Source organism: Nonomuraea sp. NPDC005983, from assembly GCF_040614375.1.
In the GTDB taxonomy this organism is placed as follows: domain Bacteria; phylum Actinomycetota; class Actinomycetes; order Streptosporangiales; family Streptosporangiaceae; genus Nonomuraea.
This window is the reverse complement of sequence record NZ_JBEXUP010000011.1, coordinates 25798-46608: the sequence shown is the minus strand read 5'-3', so window position 1 is coordinate 46608 and position 20811 is coordinate 25798. Positions and strand designations below refer to the sequence as shown.

The 20811-nt window shown below is 70.1% G+C and carries 23 protein-coding genes and 1 pseudogene; 11 read left to right on the top strand and 13 right to left on the bottom strand.

What is annotated here, in order from left to right; genetic code table 11:
- Positions 1-22: 22 nt before the first annotated feature.
- The 4 genes from ABZ297_RS08130 to ABZ297_RS08115 are packed head-to-tail and all read right to left on the bottom strand — an operon-like array spanning position 23 to position 5060.
- Positions 23-2002, bottom strand: coding sequence for a beta-galactosidase (locus ABZ297_RS08130; RefSeq protein ID WP_355341263.1), 1980 nt, complete (start codon positions 2000-2002; stop codon positions 23-25).
- 22 nt (positions 2003-2024) lie between these two features.
- Positions 2025-2867, bottom strand: a complete 843-nt coding sequence (locus tag ABZ297_RS08125; RefSeq protein WP_355341260.1) for a carbohydrate ABC transporter permease — start codon at positions 2865-2867, stop codon at positions 2025-2027.
- Positions 2864-3832, bottom strand: a complete 969-nt coding sequence (locus ABZ297_RS08120) for a sugar ABC transporter permease (RefSeq protein WP_355341257.1) — start codon at positions 3830-3832, stop codon at positions 2864-2866. Before ABZ297_RS08120 ends, ABZ297_RS08125 begins: the two co-directional genes overlap by 4 nt.
- 1 nt (position 3833) lies before the next feature.
- Positions 3834-5060, bottom strand: coding sequence for an ABC transporter substrate-binding protein (locus ABZ297_RS08115; RefSeq protein WP_355341254.1), 1227 nt, complete (start codon positions 5058-5060; stop codon positions 3834-3836).
- A gap of 165 nt (positions 5061-5225) precedes the next feature.
- Here ABZ297_RS08115 and ABZ297_RS08110 point away from each other — a divergent pair, with 165 nt between their 5' ends.
- Positions 5226-6416, top strand: a complete 1191-nt coding sequence (locus ABZ297_RS08110) for an ROK family protein (protein WP_355341251.1) — start codon at positions 5226-5228, stop codon at positions 6414-6416.
- A 96-nt stretch (positions 6417-6512) separates the two neighbouring features.
- Here ABZ297_RS08110 and wrbA read toward each other — a convergent pair whose 3' ends face one another.
- Together wrbA and ABZ297_RS08100 are read right to left on the bottom strand one after the other, a co-directional pair.
- Positions 6513-7121, bottom strand: coding sequence for an NAD(P)H:quinone oxidoreductase (gene wrbA / locus ABZ297_RS08105; RefSeq protein ID WP_355341248.1), 609 nt, complete (start codon positions 7119-7121; stop codon positions 6513-6515).
- Between the two features lie 149 nt (positions 7122-7270).
- Positions 7271-7573, bottom strand: a complete 303-nt coding sequence (locus ABZ297_RS08100; protein WP_355341245.1) for a muconolactone Delta-isomerase family protein — start codon at positions 7571-7573, stop codon at positions 7271-7273.
- Between the two features lie 208 nt (positions 7574-7781).
- Between ABZ297_RS08100 and ABZ297_RS08095 the strand changes: the two genes are divergently transcribed.
- Together ABZ297_RS08095 and ABZ297_RS08090 are read left to right on the top strand one after the other, a co-directional pair.
- The gene (locus ABZ297_RS08095) at positions 7782-8495 is read left to right on the top strand and encodes an SDR family NAD(P)-dependent oxidoreductase (protein ID WP_355341242.1); all 714 of its coding nucleotides are present in this window, start codon (positions 7782-7784) and stop codon (positions 8493-8495) included.
- 197 nt (positions 8496-8692) lie between these two features.
- A pseudogene (locus ABZ297_RS08090) lies at positions 8693-9460 on the top strand (nitronate monooxygenase); the annotation flags it as partial.
- Positions 9461-9577: 117 nt separating this feature from the next.
- Here the strand turns inward: ABZ297_RS08090 and ABZ297_RS08085 are convergent.
- The gene (locus ABZ297_RS08085; protein ID WP_355341239.1) at positions 9578-10198 is read right to left on the bottom strand and encodes a TetR/AcrR family transcriptional regulator; all 621 of its coding nucleotides are present in this window, start codon (positions 10196-10198) and stop codon (positions 9578-9580) included.
- A 153-nt stretch (positions 10199-10351) separates the two neighbouring features.
- Here ABZ297_RS08085 and ABZ297_RS08080 point away from each other — a divergent pair, with 153 nt between their 5' ends.
- The 4 genes from ABZ297_RS08080 (at position 10352) to ABZ297_RS08065 (ending at position 13319) form a co-directional block, all read left to right on the top strand.
- Positions 10352-10705 carry an SgcJ/EcaC family oxidoreductase gene (locus ABZ297_RS08080; protein ID WP_355341236.1) on the top strand — a complete coding sequence of 118 codons (354 nt, stop codon included), beginning with the start codon at positions 10352-10354 and terminating at the stop codon, positions 10703-10705.
- 97 nt (positions 10706-10802) lie between these two features.
- The gene (locus tag ABZ297_RS08075; protein ID WP_355341233.1) at positions 10803-11243 is read left to right on the top strand and encodes a MarR family transcriptional regulator; all 441 of its coding nucleotides are present in this window, start codon (positions 10803-10805) and stop codon (positions 11241-11243) included.
- Between the two features lie 85 nt (positions 11244-11328).
- A complete protein-coding gene (locus ABZ297_RS08070) occupies positions 11329-12729 on the top strand; it encodes an MFS transporter (RefSeq protein ID WP_355341230.1) in 1401 nt (466 codons plus the stop codon).
- A gap of 35 nt (positions 12730-12764) precedes the next feature.
- On the top strand, positions 12765-13319 hold the full coding sequence (locus tag ABZ297_RS08065) for an isochorismatase family protein (RefSeq protein ID WP_355341227.1): 555 nt from the start codon (positions 12765-12767) through the stop codon (positions 13317-13319).
- Positions 13320-13408: 89 nt separating this feature from the next.
- Here ABZ297_RS08065 and ABZ297_RS08060 read toward each other — a convergent pair whose 3' ends face one another.
- Positions 13409-14011: a TetR/AcrR family transcriptional regulator gene (locus ABZ297_RS08060; RefSeq protein WP_355341224.1), complete on the bottom strand. Its 603-nt coding sequence runs from the start codon at positions 14009-14011 to the stop codon at positions 13409-13411.
- A gap of 72 nt (positions 14012-14083) precedes the next feature.
- Between ABZ297_RS08060 and ABZ297_RS08055 the strand changes: the two genes are divergently transcribed.
- Together ABZ297_RS08055 and ABZ297_RS08050 are read left to right on the top strand one after the other, a co-directional pair.
- A complete protein-coding gene (locus ABZ297_RS08055; protein WP_355341221.1) occupies positions 14084-14911 on the top strand; it encodes a class I SAM-dependent methyltransferase in 828 nt (275 codons plus the stop codon).
- 198 nt (positions 14912-15109) lie between these two features.
- On the top strand, positions 15110-15730 hold the full coding sequence (locus tag ABZ297_RS08050) for a metal-dependent phosphohydrolase (RefSeq protein WP_355341417.1): 621 nt from the start codon (positions 15110-15112) through the stop codon (positions 15728-15730).
- Between the two features lie 113 nt (positions 15731-15843).
- On the opposite strand, the gene ABZ297_RS08045 is transcribed toward ABZ297_RS08050, so the two are convergent.
- The 4 genes from ABZ297_RS08045 to ABZ297_RS08030 form a co-directional block, all read right to left on the bottom strand.
- Positions 15844-16107, bottom strand: coding sequence for a DUF4031 domain-containing protein (locus ABZ297_RS08045; RefSeq protein ID WP_355341218.1), 264 nt, complete (start codon positions 16105-16107; stop codon positions 15844-15846).
- The gene (locus ABZ297_RS08040) at positions 16104-16865 is read right to left on the bottom strand and encodes an HAD family hydrolase (RefSeq protein WP_355341215.1); all 762 of its coding nucleotides are present in this window, start codon (positions 16863-16865) and stop codon (positions 16104-16106) included. The genes ABZ297_RS08045 and ABZ297_RS08040 overlap by 4 nt, the downstream gene beginning before the upstream one ends.
- An 18-nt stretch (positions 16866-16883) precedes the next feature.
- Positions 16884-18053: a cytochrome P450 gene (locus ABZ297_RS08035; protein ID WP_355341212.1), complete on the bottom strand. Its 1170-nt coding sequence runs from the start codon at positions 18051-18053 to the stop codon at positions 16884-16886.
- Between the two features lie 92 nt (positions 18054-18145).
- A complete protein-coding gene (locus ABZ297_RS08030) occupies positions 18146-18409 on the bottom strand; it encodes a hypothetical protein (protein ID WP_355341209.1) in 264 nt (87 codons plus the stop codon).
- A 236-nt stretch (positions 18410-18645) separates the two neighbouring features.
- Here ABZ297_RS08030 and ABZ297_RS08025 point away from each other — a divergent pair, with 236 nt between their 5' ends.
- On the top strand, positions 18646-18771 hold the full coding sequence (locus tag ABZ297_RS08025) for a hypothetical protein (protein WP_355341206.1): 126 nt from the start codon (positions 18646-18648) through the stop codon (positions 18769-18771).
- A gap of 17 nt (positions 18772-18788) precedes the next feature.
- Here ABZ297_RS08025 and tnpA read toward each other — a convergent pair whose 3' ends face one another.
- The gene (gene tnpA / locus ABZ297_RS08020; protein ID WP_355341203.1) at positions 18789-19205 is read right to left on the bottom strand and encodes an IS200/IS605 family transposase; all 417 of its coding nucleotides are present in this window, start codon (positions 19203-19205) and stop codon (positions 18789-18791) included.
- Positions 19206-19273: 68 nt separating this feature from the next.
- Between tnpA and ABZ297_RS08015 the strand changes: the two genes are divergently transcribed.
- Entirely contained in the window at positions 19274-20695 is a 1422-nt protein-coding gene (locus ABZ297_RS08015; protein ID WP_355341200.1) for a transposase, read from the top strand.
- Positions 20696-20811: the final 116 nt, after the last annotated feature.

The window sequence follows — 20811 nt, the reverse complement described above, 5'->3', positions numbered from 1 at the left end:
TTTGCCCCGCTTTTCCCACCGTTCACTGGCGTCTGATCCGCACCAGGTCGCCTGGTTGCTCCGCGTCCACGCTCTGGCCGGCGAACCTGACACGGACGGTGACGGCCGAGTCGAGGAAGGCGTTGCCGCCCGTCACGATCAGGTCGTCGAGGCCGCCGCCGGTCAGGCGCAGCAGCGCCGCGCCGCCGCGCGCCGCGGTCACCTCGACGGCTCCCAGGGGCGTGCGCACGGTGACCGGGCCGTCGTTGCCGTCCTGGACGAGCACGGTGAGGTAGTGGACGTCCCGCTCCGGGTGCGAGCGCAGGAACGCGTCGGCGTCGCCGGCCAGGACGGCGACCTCGGCGGGCCCCTCCACGGCGGGTTCCGACGACCTGAACAGCGAGCAGGGCGCCAGGTTCTCGTCGAGGGTGGGCGTGGGGCCGTCCACGTGCACCCGGCCGCCTGCGAGCAGGTACTCCGCGAGCAGGCGCTGGACGTGGCGGTGCATGAAGGGGCCGCCGGGCACGGTGATCGCGCCGAACCCCGCCAGCCGCCCGGGTGTGGCCGTCTCCAGGTCGAGCAGGGCGTAGTCGCGGCCCTGCGCCCGCATCCGGTCGTGGAAGCGGCGCAGGACGCGCCCGCACTGGGGGCCGTCCTCGCCCGACAGGGCGGCGATCCCGGCGTAGGGCAGGTACAGGCCGAACGCCTGCGAGGCCACCGGGACGCACTCCAGGAACTCCGCCCCGTGCACCCGGAAGAAGTCCGCGAGCGCGCGCACGACGGGGGCCTTCTCCGTCGCGGTGCCGTCGCACGCGATCGGGGCGCAGTCGGGGTACGGCCCCGCGTGCGCGGAGTCCAGGTCGGCTGGCCAGCCGGACGTGGAGACCCCGGTGTAGACGTTGACGCCCGTCGCCCCGGCGGCCATGGCGAGCAGGCTCTGGTGGAAGCTGGTCGCGGCGTCGGCGTAGGCGGGGTCGTAGAGCTGGGAGAAGCTCCAGTTCTCCTCCAGGTTGGGCCCGGGGGCGCGCTTGGCGGCGATCACGTAGCGGGCCTGGGCGTCGGGGTCGGCCGAGACCACGCCCATCCAGTTGGTGAACCCGTAGGAGATGCTCCCCCACAGCTCGGGGCGGACGCGGGCGAGCCAGTCGTCCAGGTCCTCCACGGTCGGCGGGTTCAGGTTGACCAGGACGGGCAGCGGCGAGCCGACGGCGCGCGCCCAGGCGCGGTAGACCTCCGCCAGGTACTCGGCGTGGAAGCGGCCCCAGTCGGCCCGCGCCGCCAGCGTGCTCCCCGCGCCGCCGGGTGCGGGCGGGCCGATCTCGTCCCAGCCGCCGTACGCCGTCTGGTGGATCTTGTTGTAGGCCCGCGTCGTCCCGTACCAGGACCGCAGCCGGTCGCGGAAGAAGGCCAGCCCGGACGGGCTGTAGTCGTAGGCGGTCAGCGGCAGCGCGCCGCTGGTGTAGATGCCCTCGTTCGCGATCTGCAGCGCGACGACCGGCCCGTCGGCGGCGAGGACGTCCTTGCCCACGGCCGACAGCCACTGCCCCACCTTGGCGGAGAAGGCGGCGCCCAGCGGGGCGGGCAGGGGGCGTCCCGGCCGGCGCTCGGCCGAGTCCGCCCACCTGACCGGCTCGCCCCACGCGTCGAGCAGCGGCTCGATCGACGGGTCCGCGTCGGGGCAGACCCAGTCGGGCAGCCCGCCGTAGGTGACCTCGGCGTGGATGAACGGGCCGGGCTTGGCCACCACCCGCAGCCCCAGCTCCAGGCAGAGCGCCAGGAAGCCGGCCACGTCCCGGCCGGGGTGGGTGGCGCCGGTGAAGTCGGGGGCCGTGCCCGGGTCGGGCTGGTGGTGCCGCCACGGGACATAGCAGGTGATCACCCCGATGCCCAGCTCGTCGCGGACGGCCCGCAGCCGGTCGGCCCAGACGGCGGGGTCGTCGCGGTAGTAGGGGTAGTCGGCGGTGACGAGCACCCGCGGCTCGCCGTCGACGACGGCGACTCCGTCGCGGATCTCGATGGTCACGCTCACGCTCCTTCGCGGTTGGTCAGGACTTGAGCCCGGTGAAGGCGATTCCCTGGAGGATGCGGCGCTGGAAGACCAGGAGCACGCCGATCACCGGGATGACGGCGAGCGTGGCGCCCGCCATGATGTAGTACGCGCGACCGCCGTCGGGGCTGGCCACGAGCTGCTGCAACGCGAGCGGCAGCGTGTACAGGTCGGGGTCGTTGAGCACCACCAGCGGCCACACCAGGTCGTTCCAGTGGAACAGGAAGCTGGTGATCGTGACGACGGCCAGCACGGGCTTCGACAGCGGCAGCACGATCCGCCAGAAGATCTGCATCCGGCTCGCGCCGTCGATGAGCGCGGCCTCCTCCAGCTCGGCCGGGATCGACAGGAAGAACTGCCGCAGCAGGAAGATGTCGAGCACCGAGGCGATGTTCGGCACGATGAGACCCCAGCCCGAGTCGAACATGCCGAGCGCCTGCGTGACGTGGATGCGCGGCACCAGCAGCGTGATCGTGGGCACCATCATGCCGCCGAGCAGGGCGACGAACAGCTTGTCGCGTCCGGGGAAGGGGATCCGGGCGAAGGCGTAGGCTGCCAGGGCGTCGACGAGCAGTTTGGCGGGCACCAGGACCAGGCAGACCCACACGCTGTTGAGGAAGGCCCGGCCGAGCCCGCCGACGTCCAGGACGTAGTCGTAGTTCTCCAGCGTCGCCGCCCACTCCCCCGTCTTGCGGTCGAGGGGAAGCAGGCTGGGCACCTTGGTGTAGATGTCGTGGCCGTGCTTGAGCGAGGTGGCCACCATCCACAGGAACGGCACCACCGACACGGCCGACAGCAGGACCAGCGCTACGTAGATCGACGCCTTGCGCGCCCTCGTCATGCCGCCTCCTGCTTGACGAACCTGAACTGCAGCGCAGTGATGATCATGATGAAGACGAGCAGGATGAACGACATCGCGCAGGCGGCTCCCATGGCGTCGTAGCGGAACGCGAACAGGTACAGGTGCAGGACGTAGCTGAGCCCCGACTGCTCCGGGCCGCCGGTGACGCTCCGGCCGGAGCCCGAGAAGATCACGTAGACCAGGCCGAACACCTGCAAGGCCGCGATCACGCCCGTCACCATCAGGTAGAACGTGGTGGGCCGGAGCATCGGGACGGTCACCCGCCAGAACCGCTGCCACGGACCTGCGCCGTCGATGACCGCCGCCTCGCGGATGGCCCCGGGGATGCCCTTGAGCCCGGCCAGGTAGATGATCATCGAGATGCCGCACTGCCAGGCGGCGATGAACGCCAGGGCTGGGATGACCAGCTCGGGGGTGTTGAGCCAGTTCTGGCCGGGGATGCCGAACAGGCCGAGCACCGAGTTGATCAGGCCGTACTGCGGGTCGTAGAGCCAGCGCCAGATCGCGCCCACCGCCGCCTCGGCGGTGACGACCGGCAGGAACAGCAGCAGCCTGAACAGGTTCGCGCCCCTGCGGACCGCGTTCACCAGCAGCGCCTGCGCCAGCGCCGAGACCATGGTCAGCGGCACCGCGATCAGCGTGTACTGGAGGGTGACCCGCACCGACTTCCAGAAGTGCGGGTACTTCACGTCGTCGAACAGCAGGTCCGTGTAGTTGGCCAGGCCGACCCAGCCGGCCGCCGAGCGCAGGTTCCAGTCCGTGAAGCTGTAGTAGAGCGCCGACAGGGCCGGGTACAGCAGGAAGACCAGGAAGTAGCCGAGCGCCGGGACGACCAGGAGCCAGCCGACGAGATGGTCGCGGCGGTGGGGGCCGGGGCGGCGGCGGGCGCGCACCCCGGCCCCCTGCGTCAGGCCGGGCGGATCGGCCCGCACCGGTGCGGTCACGTCAGCCGTTCCAGCCGAGGAGGGAGCGGGTCTTGGCGGCCGCGTCCGTCAGCGCCTGCTGGGCGGTCGCCTTGCCGGTCAGCGCCGACTCCAGCGCCGGGGCGATGATCTCGTCGTTGACCTGGATCCACTGCGGCACGGCCGGGCGGGCGTGCGCGACCTTGAGCTGTTCCAGGAACGCCGCCTGCTCGGGCCCGCCCGCGACCGCCTGCGCCTTGAGGTTGACGGGGAAGCCGCCGAACGCGTCGGCCAGCGGGCCGTTGTGCTGCGCGTCGGTCAGGAAGGCCAGCCACTTCCAGGCGAGGTCGGCGTTCTTGCTGGTGGAGAAGACGACGGAGTCCTCGCCTCCGATGTTGCCCGCGGGTTCGGTCTTGTACGGCAGGGGCGCGACGCCGAAGTCGAGATCGGGGAACTGCTCGTGGATGGTGGGCACGTCCCACGGTCCGGAGATCGTCATGGCCGCCAGGCCGTTCTCGAACGGCTTGTCCGAGTCGGTGATCTTGCGCGGCGAGGACTTCAGCAGGTCCACCCAGAGCTGCAGCGCCTCCACGGCCGGTGGCTGGTCGAACAGCACCTTCTTGGCCGCGTCGTCGACCATCTGGCCGCCCGCGCCGTGCACGACGCCGGGGAACATCCACGCGCCGTAACCGTCGCCCTTGGGCACGTTCATCCCGGCGACGCCGGGGTCGGCCTGGTGCACCCGCGCGGCCGTCTGCTTGAGCTCCTCCCAGGACTTGGGCGGGGTCGGGACGAGCTTCTTGTTGTAGAAGAGCGCGACGCAGGTCTGGTCGGCGGGCAGGCCGTACAGCTTGCCGTTGGCGCGGTTGGTGTCGAGCGCGCCCTTGTAGTAGGCGCTCTCGTCGATCAGCCCGGCGGGGACCTCCTTGATCGTGCCGTCCAGGGCGTACTTGGACACGAGCGGCTGGTCGAGGATTCCCGCGTCGGGTGCGCTCTTGCTGGCGACGGCGCCGCCGAGCTTGGTGTTGTAGTCGTCCTTGGGGATCTTGACGAGCTTGACCGTGACGCCGGGGTTGGCCTTCTCGAACTCCTTGCGGATCTTCTCGATGACCTGCCCAGCCTGGGGGGTGCGGTCCTGGTACATCCAGAAGGTGAGCGTCCTGTCGCCGCTGCCCGATCCCTGGTCGCCGCCGCCGCAGGCGGCGAGCCCCGCCACAAGCACGGCCGCAAGCGCGGCCACGACGGGGCCTCGCGCGAGTCCTCGGCTCATTGTCATCTCCTCATCGGGGGGATGGGCAGAACATAATCCAGACCTCGAAGAAAGTCAGGACTGGCCGGGAAACGCTTCGGTAACGCCCCCGATACGAGCCTGGTATGGGGGTGATTTCGAGGCTTGAACTAACATGGCGGAGCGAGTTCGGGAGAGGACGGGACGATGGGCACGTCAGAGCGCAGGACCGTGCGGGATCTCCGCCGGGGGAACCGGGCGATGCTGCTGCGTGCGCTGTACTTCGGCGGCCCCGCGAGCCGCAACGAGCTGTCCGGCGCGACCGGGCTGAGCGCCGCGACGGTCAGCACCATGACCGCCGACCTGCTGGCCGACAACCTCGTCGTGGAGGCGGGCCAGGTCGACTCCGACGGCGGCCGGCCGCGCGTGCTGCTGCGTGTCAACCCCGCCTACGGCTACGCGGTCGGCGTCGACGTGGGCGAGACGCGGGTCAGCGTCGAGCTGTTCGACCTGGAGATGAAGGAGCACGCGCGGGCGCACTACGTGGTGCGTTCCGCCAGGCACGACCCCGAGCTGGTCGCCCGCCACATCCTCACCGGGGTGGAGGCGGTGATCGCCGAGAGCGGGGTCCCCGCCGAGCGGGTGCTGGGCGTCGGCGTCGGCGTCCCCGGCATCGTCGAGCCGGGGCCGGGCGCGCTGGTGCGCGCCAAGACCTTCGCCTGGGAGGCCGTGCCGCTCGGCACGCTGCTGCGCGCGGGCACCTCGCTGCCGCTGTACGTCGACAACGGCGCCAAGACGATGGGCCAGGCCGAGCTCTGGTTCGGCTCGGGACGGGGCACCCGCGAGGCGATCATCGTGCTGATGGGCTCGGGGATCGGCGGCACGATCGTCACCGGCGGCACCATCTACCGGGGCGCCGGCAGGGCCGCGGGCGAGGTCGGGCACCTGAAGATCGTCGCGGGCGGCCGTCCGTGCCGCTGCGGCGCCAGGGGCTGCCTGGAGGCCTACCTCGGGGCCGAGGCCATCCTCGACCGCGCGGGGATCGTCGCCGACTCGGCCGACGAGGAGGCGGCGCTGGCCGGGCTGCTGGAGTCGGGCTCCCCCGTCATCCGGGAGAGCGTGGACCTGCTGGGAGTCGGCCTGTCGAGCCTGGTGCACCTGTTCAACCCCGAGCGCATCGTCATCGGCGGCTGGGCGGGCCTCATGCTGGGCGGACGCCTGCTGGACGAGATCCGCGCCGCGACGGCCGCCAACACGCTGGCGCAGCCGTTCCGGCCCGACAGCGTGGTGCTCGGCCGCCTCGGGCCCGACGCCGTCGCCCTGGGTGCGGCGACGCTGGTGATCGAGGCGTTCTTCGGGGACGCCGCGCTCCGGGACCCGGTCCCCACTATTGCCTAAGAGTTGAATTAAGTATCGACACAAGCCCCGAGCCGCACCGCGCCCAGCGCCCGGGGCGCTGTCGGCTACCGCAAGCACCCCGGGCCGCCGGGCGGGTCAGGCCGCCTTGAGCTGGGCGGCTATCCTCACCACGCGCTCGGCCTGGTGGCGGGCGGCGGCGCGGGTGGTGTCGTCCACCGGGTTCGTGCCCTGCCCGTCCACGTGCGAGGTGCCGTAAGGGTTGCCGTCGGCGAACTTGATCGGGTCCGTGAAGCCGGGGGCGACCACGATGCCGCCGAAGTGGTGGGCGCTGGTGTAGAGCGCCTGGAGCGTCGTCTCCTGGCCGGCGTGGAGGGTCGCGGATGAGGTGAAGCCGCTGTAGACCTTGTCGGCCAGCTTCCCCTGCGCCCACAGCCCGCCGAGGGTGTCGATGAACTGCTTGAGCTGCGAGGAGATGTTGCCGAACCGGGTGGCGGATCCGAACAGTACGGCGTCGGCCCACTCGATGTCCTCGGGTGTCGCCTCGGGGATGTCCATGGTGGCGGCGTGGTTGGCCGCCCACACTGGATTGGCCTCGATGGCCGCCCGCGGGGCCAGTTCGGCGGCTTTCACCAGGCGGACCTCGGCACCTGCCTTCACCCCGGCATCGCGCAGTTCCTTGGCGATCTCGGTGATGGTACCGGTGGAGGAGTAGTAGACGATCGAAAGCTTGACGGGAGTGGCCACGACGGTGGCTCCATTTCTTGTGGGGATTCTGGTGGGGTTGTCGGGAGTCCGGTACTAGACGACCGGTCGACTATTCCAAGGTAGACGACCGGTCTAGATGAGTCAAAACCGGGTGCCGCGGGAGCGACGAGGCCCGTCGACCCGCACGATCAGGTGGTGACAGCAGTCCTGCCCGGGTCATTGGGGTGGGGCTCCAGGGCCGTCACCACCGAGGTCATCCACGGCCAGAGCGGCAGCGTGCCGAGCACCTTCTCGTACAGCTCACCTTCGTCGGCGGCCCGCCACAGACCGATGCTGCGCAGTTCGCCAACCGGGCGCCACAGCCTGACGAGGTGACCGGCCGCAGCCAGTTCCCCGGCCCTTACGGATTCCTCGGCGCGACGACGGTCGACCTCCGCCGGGTCGGTGCCCTCGGGGACGGTGGTGGTGAGCTCGACCAGGAACTCCTTCATGGCGCTTCTCCTTCTCTCTGCGGGGCCTACTGGCCCCTCGCGACGACGTACGAAAGGCGGTCGGTGTCGCCGCTCGTGCATTTCGCGGGCGCATGCCCTGCCGCCTGGCGGCACGCCTTTTGAAATATTTCGACCGGTCGTCTACCTTGGCATAGGCGACCGGTCGGCTAGTCATCGGTCATCCTAATCCCCCTGGAGGAAGGTCATCATGAGCACACACGTTCAGAAGGTCGCGGTCGTCACGGGTGCGTCGCAGGGCATCGGAGCCGGGATTGTCACCGCCTACCGCAAGCTGGGCTACGGCGTCGTCGCCACCTCGCGCCACATCCCCGCGTCGGACGACCCCGACGTCGTCACCGTCCAGGGCGACATCGCCGACCGCACGACCGCAGAGCGCGTCATCGCCGCCGGCGTCGAGCGGTTCGGCCGTATCGACACGCTGGTCAACAACGCGGGAATCTTCGTCGCGAAGCCCTTCACCCACTACACCGAGGACGACTACGACGCGGTGATCGGCGTGAACCTGGACGGTTTCTTCCGCATCACCCAACTCGCGGTGGAGCGCATGCTCGAGCAGGGCGGCGGCCACGTCGTGCAGATCACGAGCACGCTCGCCGACCAGGCCAACTCCAGCGTGACCTCCGTACTCGCCTCCCTGACCAAGGGTGGACTGCAGTCCGCCACCAAGGCGCTGGCCATCGAGTACGCCGGCCGCGGCCTCCGCAGCAACGCCGTGGCGCTGGGCATCATCAAGACACCCATGCACTCCGAAGAGCATCACGCGGCACTCGCGGCACTGCATCCTGTCGGCCGCATGGGCGAGGTGAGCGACATCGTCGACGCGGTCGTCTACCTCGAGAACGCCCCGTTCGTCACAGGCGAGATCCTCCACGTCGACGGCGGCCAGAGCGCCGGGTACTGAGCGCGGGCACTCACCGCCGGCCTCGCCCGCGCGGGCCCGAGGCGGGGGCGCGCCACCCGTGCCCCTGCCGGCCGCCCCGGATCCGGCTGCCGGCGGCCCGTCCGGTGCCCACGACGACCTCAGGGACCGGCCCGGGCGGGCCACTGCCTCGTCCCGGACCAAGTCCCTCCCCATCTCACGAGGAGAGAAGACACTCCATGACTTCGCCACTCGACGGTCTCGCCGTGGACAACCCGGTTCTGGCCGCGCCGATGGCCGGCGGTCCCAGCACCCCCGCACTGGTCGTGGCGGCGGCCCGGGCGAACGGACTGGGGTTCCTCGCCGGCGGATACAACAGCCCCGACGCGCTGGCCGAGCAGATCGCCGAGGTCCGACGCCACGGCATCGCCTTCGGGGTCAACCTCTTCGCTCCCAACCCCCTGCCGGTCGATCCGGAGGCCTTCCGACGTTATGCCGCCGCGATCGCCCCCGAAGCCCGGGCCTACGAACTCGACGTCCAGGCAGCGGGAGTCGTCGAGGACGACGACCACTGGTCGGACAAGATCGACTTGTTGCTGTCCACGCCGGTACCGTTCGTCAGCTTCACCTTCGCCGTCCCGGACGCAGCCGTCATCGCCCCACTGCGCGCCGCCGGAACCCTGGTCGTCCAGACGGTCACGTCACCGACGGAGGCCCGCCTGGCCGCCGACGCGGGCGCCGATGCACTGGCCGTACAGGCGTCGGCCGCCGGAGGGCACTCCGGCACGCTCACCCCCGAGCATGTTCCGGCCTCCGTCCCGCTGACCGATCTGCTGGGGCGGATACGGGAGGCGGTGTCGCTGCCGCTCATCGCCGCGGGCGGGCTGGCCACCCCGGCCGGCGTGACCGAGGCACTGCGCGCCGGAGCCGAGGCGGTAATGGTCGGCACGGTCCTACTGCGGGCGGACGAAGCCGGTACGTCACTGCCGCACAAGGCGGCCCTGGCCGACCCGAAGCGCCGCCGGACCGTGGTGACCAGGGCGTGCACGCCAAGGCACCATCGGTCCGGGACCTCCGGGCCAACGAGCCTCCGGCGCCCCGACCCGCCGGCAGCAGACCAGGGCTCACGCCTCGGCCGCTGCCTCCTGCGGCGTCCGGGCCCCCAGCAGGGCCAGGCAGTTCGCCCAGAGAACGCTCAGCTGGGACGTGTTGTTGTAGAGCTTGGCGAACAGCACCTGCCCTTCGAGCTGCGCGACGACCGATCGCGCCGCCTCACGGGCGTCGGCGACAGAGATCTCGCCACGCTCACGCGCCTCGACGACGACCGACTCCACCATGTCGACCTGGGCGTCAAAGATCTCCTGCAGGCGCCGGCGGATCGCTTCGGTCTGATTGCTCAGCTCCAGCGTGAGATTCCCGAACAAGCAGCCGGAGACGGTGCCACAGCTCTTCTGCCCCGCGCGCTGGCTCGCCTCGGTCTCCTCGAAGAGCTGCCGCAGCCGCTGCAGGGGGTCGGCGTCGCCGCGCAGAACACGGGTCCATTCGCGACGCTGGACGGCCCAGTGCTCGTCGAGCACGGTCAGCGCCAGAGCCTCCTTGGACTCGAAGAAGTAGTAGAAGCTCCCCTTGGGCACCCCGGCCGCCTTACAGATCTCGGCCACGCCCAGCGCCGAGTATCCACGCAGCTCGATGAGCGACTGCGCGGCACTGATGATCTTCTCCCTGGCGTCACTGGTCCGTCCCATGGTTGCAAGTATACGACCGCTCGTCTAATTTGTACTAGACCGGTCGGCTAGCAACTCCCCGGGACCGTTCGGTGGCAGTCCGCGACCGTCCAGAGCGGGAGCCGCTGCCCGCACGCCCACGCGCAGATGAGAGCTGAAGCAATGAACCATCCGATGCATGACGTCCTTCGCCGCTGGAAGGCCGCTTTCGACGGCCATCAGCCCGACGCCATGGCCGATCTGTTCACCCCGGACGCCCTCTTCCAGGGCTTCGGGCCCGCCGTCCTCACGGGCCGGGACGCGGTGCGGGGCTACTACGAAGTCGTACCGGCCGGCCGAAGGGCCGAGGTGACGGTCCTGCACACATACACGATCGGCGAGCAGGTCGCCGGAGGCTTCGCAGACGTCACGTTCGGCGACGCGCACGACTGGGAGGTCCATGTGCACCTGTCGCTGGTCCTCCGCCTCGACGACGCCGGCTGGCGGATCCGCCAGTACCACGTCTCCCGCGTCGACGCCGAGCACTGACCCCAGGCCCTGGGGGCGGGCAGGCTGAAGCAGCCTCGCCGACGCATTAGGAAGGCTGGACTTGCAATGCGGTCCTTCGAAGCCTAACCTTCTAATCATGGACGCTCGCGATGCTCTGAACCGGTCCACCGCCACCGCGATCCGGGTGGCGCTGGGGATGCTCAAGCGACGCACCCGCGAGGCCGTGGCCGACGGGCAGTTGACGAGCCCGGAGTTGTCCGCGCTGGCGCAGATCGATCGCAGCGGTCCGAGCACTGTCGCCGATCTCGCCCGTCAGCAGCAGATCACCCCGCAGGCGATGGGCTCCACCGTCGCGTCGCTGGAGAAGCACGGGCTGGTGACGCGGTCCCCGGACCCCAACGACCGGCGGCGATCACTGCTGACGGTGAGTGGCGCGGGCAGCGACGTCCTCCACTCCGGCCGCAACGCGATATCCGATCGCATGGCCGTCGCGCTCGGCGAGTCGTTCACCGACGACGAGGTCGCCACTCTGGCGGCTGCGGCTCCGCTGCTGGAACGCCTGGCCCAGCATCTCTGACCCTTGATCCGAACCAGATGCCATGCCGAGCGTGCGGAGCCGATGGCGTGCGGCCTCGACCGCACATAAGGACGTGCGTATGTCAGTGACCGAAGGGCACTCCGCGACTGTGCCTGCGCACGGTGGCCACCCGTTTTCCTGGCGTTTCACCACACCCCTGTTCGTCGGTTCGGCCCTCAACCCGGTCAACAGCTCACTCATCGCGACGGCGCTGCTGCCGATCGCCGACGACTTGGGCATCCAGATCGGCCAGACCGCGGCCCTTGTGGCCGCCCTTTACCTGGCGAGTGCGACCGCCCAGCCCACCGCGGGCAAGGCCGCCGAGGTGTTCGGGCCCCGGCGGGTCTTCATGTCCGGCATTGTCATGGTCGCCCTCGGCGCCGTCTTCGGCGGTTTCGCGCAGAGCCTGTGGATGCTGATCCTGAGCCGGGTCGTGATCGGATTGGGCACCTCGTGCGCGTACCCGACCGCAATGCTGCTCATCCAACGCCGCGCGCGGGATGCCGGCATGGCCAAGCCGCCGGGCGGCGTCCTTGGCGGACTCATGATCGCCGGGATCGCCACCGCCTCGCTCGGCCTTCCCCTCGGCGGCGTCCTGGTGAACGCCCTGACCTGGAGAGCTGTCTTCTTCGTCAACGTGCCCGTCGCCGTCATTGCGTTCATCGCCGCGGTCGCCTGGATCGAACCCGACCCAAAGCGTGCCGAACGGATGAGCGCGCATGAGATCGCGTCGAAGCTCGACGTGTCCGGCATCCTCGGCTTCGTCGGAGCCATGCTGACACTGCTGATCTTCCTGCTCGGCCTGCCGACCGCCCACTGGTGGGTCCTCGCACTGTCCATTGCGCTATGGGCGGTACTGGTGCTTTGGGAGCTGCGAGCGCGGACCCCCTTCCTCGACGTGCGGCTCCTGACCGCCAACCCCGGACTCGCCAACACCTACCTGCGCTTCGGCCTGACCCAGTTGTGTGTATACGTCGTCCTGTATGGCGTCACCCAGTGGATCGAAAGCGTCCGCGGCTTCAGCGAGTCCGCCGCCGGACTGCTCCTCCTGCCCATGACCCTGGTCTCGGGTCTCATCATCGCGCCGCTCTCCCGGCGCAGCCTCGTCCGGGGACCGGTCATCGCAGCCGCTGCCGCCTGCCTGCTCGGATCGGTCGGTGTCCTGCTGCTCAGCTCCACAGTCTGGATCGGCAGCGTGGTGATCCTGACCCTCGTGTTCGGTCTCGCCATCGGCTTCTCAACCGCCGGCAACCAGACCTCGCTCACCCAGCATGCACCCGCCGATCAGCTGGGCACCGCGTCCGGGCTGCTGCGCACCTTCGGGTACGTCGGTTCCATCGGCGCCAGCGCCGTCACCGGCTTGGTCTTCCATCACAACGTCACCAATCACGGCGTCCACCAGATCGGCTGGATCATGACGGCCGTCAGCCTCGTTCTGGCGGCGCTCACACTCGCCGACCGCACCCTGCGGCCCGCCCGGCACTGACCGCTCAACACCACCAATTGATCAAGGAGATACACATGCCCATCACCACGATCGACCCCAACACGGCCCTCATCGTCGTCGATCTCCAGTCCGCCGCCGCCCACATGCCGACGGTTCACCCGTTCGACGCTGTCCTGGCCAACGCGGTCAGGCTCGCCGACGCATTCCGCGCCAAGCAGCTCCCCGTCGTACTCGTCAACGTCGCCGGCGGCGCCCCGGGCCGCACCGAGCACGACTTCGGGGCCTCGGACCTCCCCACTGGCTGGACGGACCTTCTCCCGGAACTTGACCAGCAGCCCGGCGACAAGACCGTCACCAAGTACACCTGGGGCGCGTTCCACAACACCGACCTGGCAGAACACCTCCAGAAACTCGGCGTCACCCAGGTCGTCGTCTGCGGACTCTCCACTGCCATCGGTGTGGAGTCCACCGCCCGGCAGGCCCACGAGCACGGCTTCCACGTGGCGCTGCCCCTCGACGCCATGACCGACCTCGACGCCGCTACGCACGAGAACTCGGCCACGTTGATCTTCCCCCGCCTCGGAGAGACGGGGACCACCGCCGAGGTCCTCGCCCACATCGGCGCCTGACCCCCTCCACCTGCGCGGCGTGGACCACGCGCTCCACACTGCGACGGTGGAGGGGGACAGGAGGCCGGGTTCGCCGACCCCCGGGGGCCCTAGGCCGGTCGTCGTTGCACGGCGTCGGCGATGACCGCTGTCACGAGCTTGTTGACGGCTGCCGTGGCCGGCGGGCCGGGGTCGCGGTCTGCGAACAGCAGATGCCCGCCACCGACCAGGGAGAGAGTGAGTGAGTCGATGTCGGCGTCGGCCGCGATGCGGCCCAGTTCACGCTCGTCGGCCAGATAAGCGGAGATCGCGGTCGTGGCCTGGGCGAGGATCGCGATGCCGCCTCCGGGCCTGGCTTGCCGCAGCCGGGCGCGCAGCTCGTCCCGGAAGGTGATGAGCGGGATGATCGCCACCGGAATCGGTCCGAACAGGGTGGTCAGCGCGCTGGTGAGGTTGTTGGCCACCGTGCCGGTGCCGGCGGACTCGCGCAGCGCACTCGCCTGCGTCTCGAGCTGCGCGGCCCGGTCAAGCACGAGGTCGGCGAGGAAGGCGTCGAAGTCGGCGAAGTGCCGGTGCAGGACGCCTTTGGCACAGCCCGCCTCGTCGGTGACGGCCCGGCTGGTCAGCCCGTTCGGCCCATCCCGCAGAAGCACGCGTTCGGCAGCGGCGAACAGCTGCTGCCGGGCGTCGCGAAGGTGCACCCCCGTCGGCATTGACAGATCCTCTCGTGCGTCGGCCCGCTGGCATCCGTTGCTAAGTGGGCGCATGCCCACTAAGGTGGGCGCATGCCCATCCTACCGCGAGAGCAACCAGATCCGTCCCCAGCGGAGCCGCATCAGGCCCGGCGAATGGCCGAGTCGTTCGGCGTGAACGCGCAACGCTACGACCAAGCCCGCCCCGGCTACCCCGATGCGTTGGTGGCGCGGATCGTCGCCGGGAGCCCCGGGCCTGACGTGCTCGACGTCGGCTGCGGTACCGGCATCGCAGCCCGCCAGTTCCAGGCCGCCGGCTGCGCCGTGCTCGGCGTCGAGCCCGATGCGCGGATGGCCGACTTCGCGCGAGCCCGTGGCCTGCAGGTCGAGGTGGAGACCTTCGAAGCCTGGCAGCCGACTGGCCGGACGTTCGACGCGGTCATCGCCGCCCAGTCGTGGCACTGGGTGGATCCGATCACCGGCGCCGTGAAGGCGGCACATGTGCTGCGTCCAGGGGGACGGCTGGCGATCTTCGGGCACGTGTACGAGCCGCCTACCGAGGTGGCCGAACCGTTCGCCGCCGCCTACCGGCGGGCGGTGCCCGACTCCCCGCTCAACGGCCAACCGGCCCGACGTCCGCTCGACCTCTACCAAGCGGCATACGCGAAGTTCGCCGACCAGATCCGCGAGACCGAACAGTTCAACGATGCCGAACAGTGGCGATTCGACTGGGAGCAGTCCTACACGCGCGACCAGTGGCTGGACCTGCTGCCCACCACCGGTGGGCTCACCCAACTCCACCCTGATCAGCTAGCCGAGATACTGGACGCGGTCGGGGGCGCCATCGATTCCCTGGGTGGACGCTTCACGATGAACTACACCACCCTGGCCGCGACCGCCGTACGCGCCGGCACCTCCTGAGTCCATCCGCCACGTCGCCGCCGACCTAGACATCCGCGCGGCCGTTCGACACTCTGCCGGGCCTCGGCGGAGTGCGACCAGCCGCGGGCGGCCATCTCGGCCAAGACGAGTGGGACGCGCGGCGCGTACCGGACGCCGTCGGTGCGGGGCCGTCCGCAGGCGGGCGCCGTCCCCGGTGCGGGCCGCCGGTACCGTGGGCTGGTGCTCATCGAAGGCTGGTCCGCGCTGGCGGGCGACTCCCCCGCCGCGCGGGCGACAGGTGCCGAGCTGGTCGCACGCTGGGCCGAGCCGCACCGCCGCTATCACACGCTCGACCACCTCGCGGCCGTCCTCACCGCGATCGACGGGCTCGCCGAGGCCGCCGACGACCCGGTCGCGGTGCGGCTGGCCGCGTGGTTCCACGACGCCGTCTACGACGGGCGTCCAGGCCGGGACGAGGAGCGCAGCGCCCAGCTCGCCCAGGCCACGCTCCCCCGCTGCGGAGTCGACCCCGAGCGGGTCGCCGAGGTGGCCAGGCTGGTCCGGCTCACCGCAGCCCACGACACACTCGCGCCCGGCGACGCCAACGGCGCGGTCCTGTGCGACGCCGACCTGGCGATCCTCGCCGACGCGGACTACGAGACCTACCGGACACGGATCCGCCAGGAGTACCGGCACGTGCCCGACGACCTGTTCACCATGGGCAGAGCCGACGTGCTGCGCAGGCTCCTGGCGACCCCGCGCCTCTACCGGACGCCCCAGGCGTACCACCTGTGGGAGACGCGGGCCCGCGCCAACATGGAGACCGAACTGACGACCCTGGCAAGCGGGAAGGTGTAGCCCCACGCGGACAACGGCCCCCGACAGACACGGTTGCTCACACCCCGACACCAGCCAGACGCGGAGGCCCCCGGCCGACGCCGACCGCTCAGCAAGCGCGTGGGCGGGCGGCGTCAGCGGATTTTGCGGCGGCGTAGCCCGCCGGCGATGAGGCGGCCCAGCAGCTCTCGCGAGCTGACCGCCTGCGCCCCCAGCGACACCGCGTGCGCGTGGACCGTCTCCGGCACGTCGTAGTGGTCGCGGTCGAAGGCCCGGCGGGGCACGCCGAGCAGCACCGCGAACGTGTGCAGCTCGTCGAGCGAGCTGTCGCTGACCAGATGGGACCACATGAGCCCGCGCGGGCCGGGCCAGTTCGGAGGGTCGATGAGCACCGTCACGTCGTCAAGGGTAGGACCCGCCCGCGCACCTCCAGTTCCCCCAGGTCGGTGACGACCACGTCGGCGCCCCGCTCCGCCAGTTCGGCGGCCTGGCCGTCCTGGACGGTGTTGCCGACGGCGACGACCAGCCCGAACCCGCCCTTCCTGCCCGCCTCGACCCCGGGCAGCGCGGCGTCGACCACGGCCGCCCTGACCGCGGGCAGCGCCAGGCGGCGCACAGCCTCCAGGAACAGCGCGGGATCGGGCTTGCCCGGCAGGTTCATCAGGGCGGCGTCGTCGCCGTCGACCAGCAGGTCGAACAGGTGGCTCACCCCGGCGGAGCCGACCAGTCTGCGGCCGTGCATGCTGGCCGACACGGCGGCGGTCCGCGCGCCCCGGTGGCGCAGCTCGTGGAGCAGGGCCACCGTCGCGGGGAAAGCGGCCACGCCGTACTTGTCCACCTGGTCGATGAACAGCCGGTCCTTGGCCAGGCCCAGCCCGTGCACGGTGGGCGCCCCCGGCTCGTCGTCGGGCGCGCCTTCCGGCAGGGTGATGCCGCGCGAGGCGAGGAAGGTACGGACGCCGTCGAGCCGGGGACGTCCTGCGACGTGGCGCAGGTAGTCGTCCCTGATGTCGAACGGCGTGGAGCGGCCGCGCAGGAAGGCGTCGAAGACGTGCTTCCAGGCGGCCGCGTGGCCCCGAGCGGTGTCGGTGACCACGCCGTCGGTGTCGAACACGACGGCGTGGATCACGGTCAGGTCGATGACGGGCTTGTTCACACCGTGAACGTAACCGCTCTACCAGGCGACGGGTAGCTTCTCCACGCCGTAGACGATGGCGAGCTTCCTGAACGGCACCTCTCCGGCCACGTGCAGGTTCGGGAAGCGGCGCAGCAGCGCGGGGAAGGCGATGCGCATCTCCATCTGCGCCAGCGGCGCGCCGATGCAGCGGTGGATGCCGTGGCCGAACGCCAGGTGCGAGCCCGCCGTCTCGCGTCCGGGCTTGACCTGCTCCATGTCCTGGCCGAGCTCGGGGTCGCGGTTGGCCGCGGTCAGCGAGCAGAGCACCATCTCGCCCTTCTTGATCTGGTGCCCGTGCAGTTCCAGGTCCTCGCGGGCGAAGCGCGGGAACGCCACCTGGACGACCGTCATGTAGCGCAGCAGTTCCTCGACGACCTGGTCGGCGTAGCCGTCGACCTCGCGGACCTTGGCGGCCTGGTCGGGGTTGTCCATCAGCCAGAGCGTGCCGAGGGCGAGCATGCTGGTGCTGGTGTCGTGGCCGCCGGTGAGCAGGCCGTCGGCCATGCTGGCCAGTGTCCTGTCGTCGAGGTCGTCGCCGTGCTCGCGCAGCAGGTGGCCGAGGAGCCCGTCGCCGGGGTTCTGGCGCTCGCGTCCGACGAGGTCGGTCAGGTACGTCATCGCGTCGTTGATCGCCTGGAGCGACGCCTCGGGCCCGGCCGTGAAGTCGAACCGGTCGGTGCTGATCTTCATGAAGTCGGCCCGTTCCTCGTACGGGACGCCGAGCAGCTCGCACACCACCAGTGACGGGATGGGCAGCGCGAACGACTCGACCAGGTCCGCCGGGGAGCCCTGGGCCTCCATGCGGTCGAGGTACTCCTCGACCATGGCCTCGATGCGCGGCTCCAGCCGCTTCAGGCGGCGCATGGTGAACTCGGGCGTCAGGTACTTGCGCAGCCGGGTGTGCTCGGGCGGGTCACGGAAGCCAAGGCCGCCCGGATCCTCCTGGTTGGAGCCGAGCCCGATCACGTTGCCGAAGTCGTTGCTGAAACGCTCGTGGTCGCCCAGGACGCCGCGGACATCCTGGTAACGGGTGACCAGGTAGACCGTCTGCCCCCCGGGGATCTCCATCGGGAAGACGGGCTGTTCCGTGCGGATGCGCGCAAGCTCCGCCACGGGGTCGAAGCCCTCGCGCATGAACTGGACGAGAGGGAACTCTGAGTCTGACATGGAGAATCCGTCCTGCTGGGGATACATCACGCCTTGTCGGGATAAATCCCTCCATAGATGGTCCCATCTGGCGGGACGCGATCCGGCCAGGCTCAGCCGAGCGCCGGCACCCACGCGGGGTCGTCAGGTGACGGCACCGTCCCGAGGTGCGCGTGAAGGGGCGGTTCCGGCACCGCTTCCGCCGTCAGCGAAGGAGGGGCCGGCTTGGGCCTGCGCGGCTCCCGCACCCCTCCCGGCGGGTCGTCGGACGGAGGATCCCCCTCGCCGGGGCCGTGCGGCTCCCCCGGGCCGAAACCGGGCCGCCAGCTGGGAGCACCGCCGGTGAGAGCACGGCGTTTGCGCGATCGCTTGCTCACATCACCCTCCTTGGGCCGATTTGCTCCATTCTGCGCCCCGGCGCACCCACACGCGAGCCGTCAAACGCCGGAAAACAGGGCTTCGGACGGTCCGGCGAGACCAGCCCCGGCACCTCGAACCTCCCGCGAGCGCCGGATGGTTGATTGTCCACATTCGGACAGGTTCGCGCGGCCCCGCGGCGCCTGAGTGACCGTCACACCTGTGTCACGTTCCACTCCCACCTCTGGAGATCGCATTGCTCAAGCGTCTGCTCGTCTCCGCCGCGCTCATCGGCGCCGCTCTCGCCGTCCCCGCCACGGCGGCGCCCGCGTCCGCCTCGGCCCAGTCGCCCGCCGGAGGCGGGACAGCCCGGGGTGCGTAGCGCGGACCCAGAAGTGGTCAGGTGGGGCGGCGCTGTTGTTCGATGTACGCCTTGATGATGGCGAGTGGGGCTCCGCCGCAGGAGGCGGCGAGGTAGGAGGGCGACCAGAAGTGGCCGTCCATGATGGCCTGGTTGACCCGGCTGGTGAACTCCTTGCGCAGGTAGAGGGATGAGACGCCCTTCAGCGAGTTGACGAGTTTGGAGACCGCCACCTTCGGGGGGTAGTGGACGAGGAGGTGGACGTGGTCGTCGGCGCCGTTGAACTCGCGTAGTTCGGCCTCGAAGCTGTCGCACACCTCGACCATGATGTCCTCGCAGCGTCGCAGCATCTCGTCGTTGAACACGCCTCGCCGGAGTTTGGTCACGAAGACCAGGTGGACGTGCAGCGCGGAAACCACATGTCTGCCTCGCCGGTATTCCACATCCTGACTCATAGACCAGATGATAATGTGTTCGAATCGGTGAGAGGTGAGTGCCGCACGGAGAAAGGGGGTGTTCCATCGTGTTGGCGGGTCGCAAGTACCGGCTGGAGTTCGACTTCGGGCAACGGGTGTTCGCCGAGCGGCTGGGCGGGATCTGCCGCAGCGTGTGGAACACCGGCCTCGAGCAGCGCCGCGCATACCGGCGGCGAGGCGCGTACCTCACCTACGAGGAGCAGTGCGCGCAGCTCGCCGAGGCGAAGAAGGACCCGTACTGCGACTGGCTCGCCGACGCCCCCGCCCAGGTCATCCAGCAGACGCTGAAGGACTTGGGCCAGGCGTGCCGAAAGCATGGCACCTGGAAGGTCCGTTGGAAGTCGCGGACGAAGTGGAAGCCGTCGTTTCGGTTCCCCACCGCGAAAAACATCCCCGTCGAGCGGATCAACCGCAGGTGGGGCCGAGTGTTCCTGCCGAAATTCGGGTGGGTGAAGTTCCGGATGTCGCGCCCGCTGGGCGGGGCGGTGAAGTCCGCGACCGTCTCCCGCGACGGCAGGCACTGGTTCATCTCGTTCCTGGTGGAGGACGGCCTCACTCAGGTTGAACAGCACATCCATCCCGACGCGCACGCCGGGGTGGACCGGGGTGTGGTCACGGCCGCGGTCACCTCCGACGGGGAGTTCTTCGACCGCCGCCACGCCGGAACCGGCGGCGTGTCCAGTCTGGTGCCGCCCCCTGAGCGGAAACAGGACAGGCAGGCCGATCCCGCCTTCCTCGCTCCGGGCGAGGCGGAACGCTATCTGCGGCTGCAGCGGCGGCTTTCCCGGTCGAAGAAGGGCTCCCGGCGGCGTCAACGGGTCGTGGCGGCGATGGGCGACATCATGCGCCGCGTCCGGTGGCGTCGCGCGGATTTCAACGCGCAGACCGCGCACCGCCTCACCCGCCGCTACGGCATCGTGGTCCTGGAGAACCTCAACATCGACGGTATGACCACCGCCGTGCGGCCCAAGCCCGACCCCGGCCAGGTGGGTCGATACCTGCGCAATGGGGCGGCGGCGAAGTCCGCCTTGAACAAGGCGATCCTGGACAAGGGCTGGTACGGCCTAGAGACCGCCCTGCGGAGCAAGGCCCGCTACACCGGGACCGTCGTCGCGAAGGTCCCGGCCCCGTACACGTCACAAACGTGCCCGGCACCTGCCTGCGGGAAGGTGGATGAGAAGAGTCGCGAGAGCCAAGCGGTCTTCTCCTGCACCGCCTGCGGGCACGCCGAGCACGCCGACATCGTCGGGGCGAAGAACACGTTAGCACTGTGCACTGTGGAACTGCTTCACCCCCGGCGCGTACTGCCCGAAGGCGGCGCACAACCGGAGCGGCTATGCGAAGGTCACGAATCGGCTCTACACCTGCAGCCAGTACACCAACGGGCAGTGGCGGTGGAAGCGCGCCTGATCCCGGCGGGCACTCGCCGACCTGGCCGAGGAGGCGGATCCAGAGGCCGGCGACGATGATCGAGAGTGCTTCGCCGTAGGGGGCGCTGCGGCGAAGCGGAAAAGTTAATCCTTCCCGTCCTGATCTCCTTGTAACCGCACCGGCCACCCGGCCCGGAGCGAGGTCTGGACGCGCG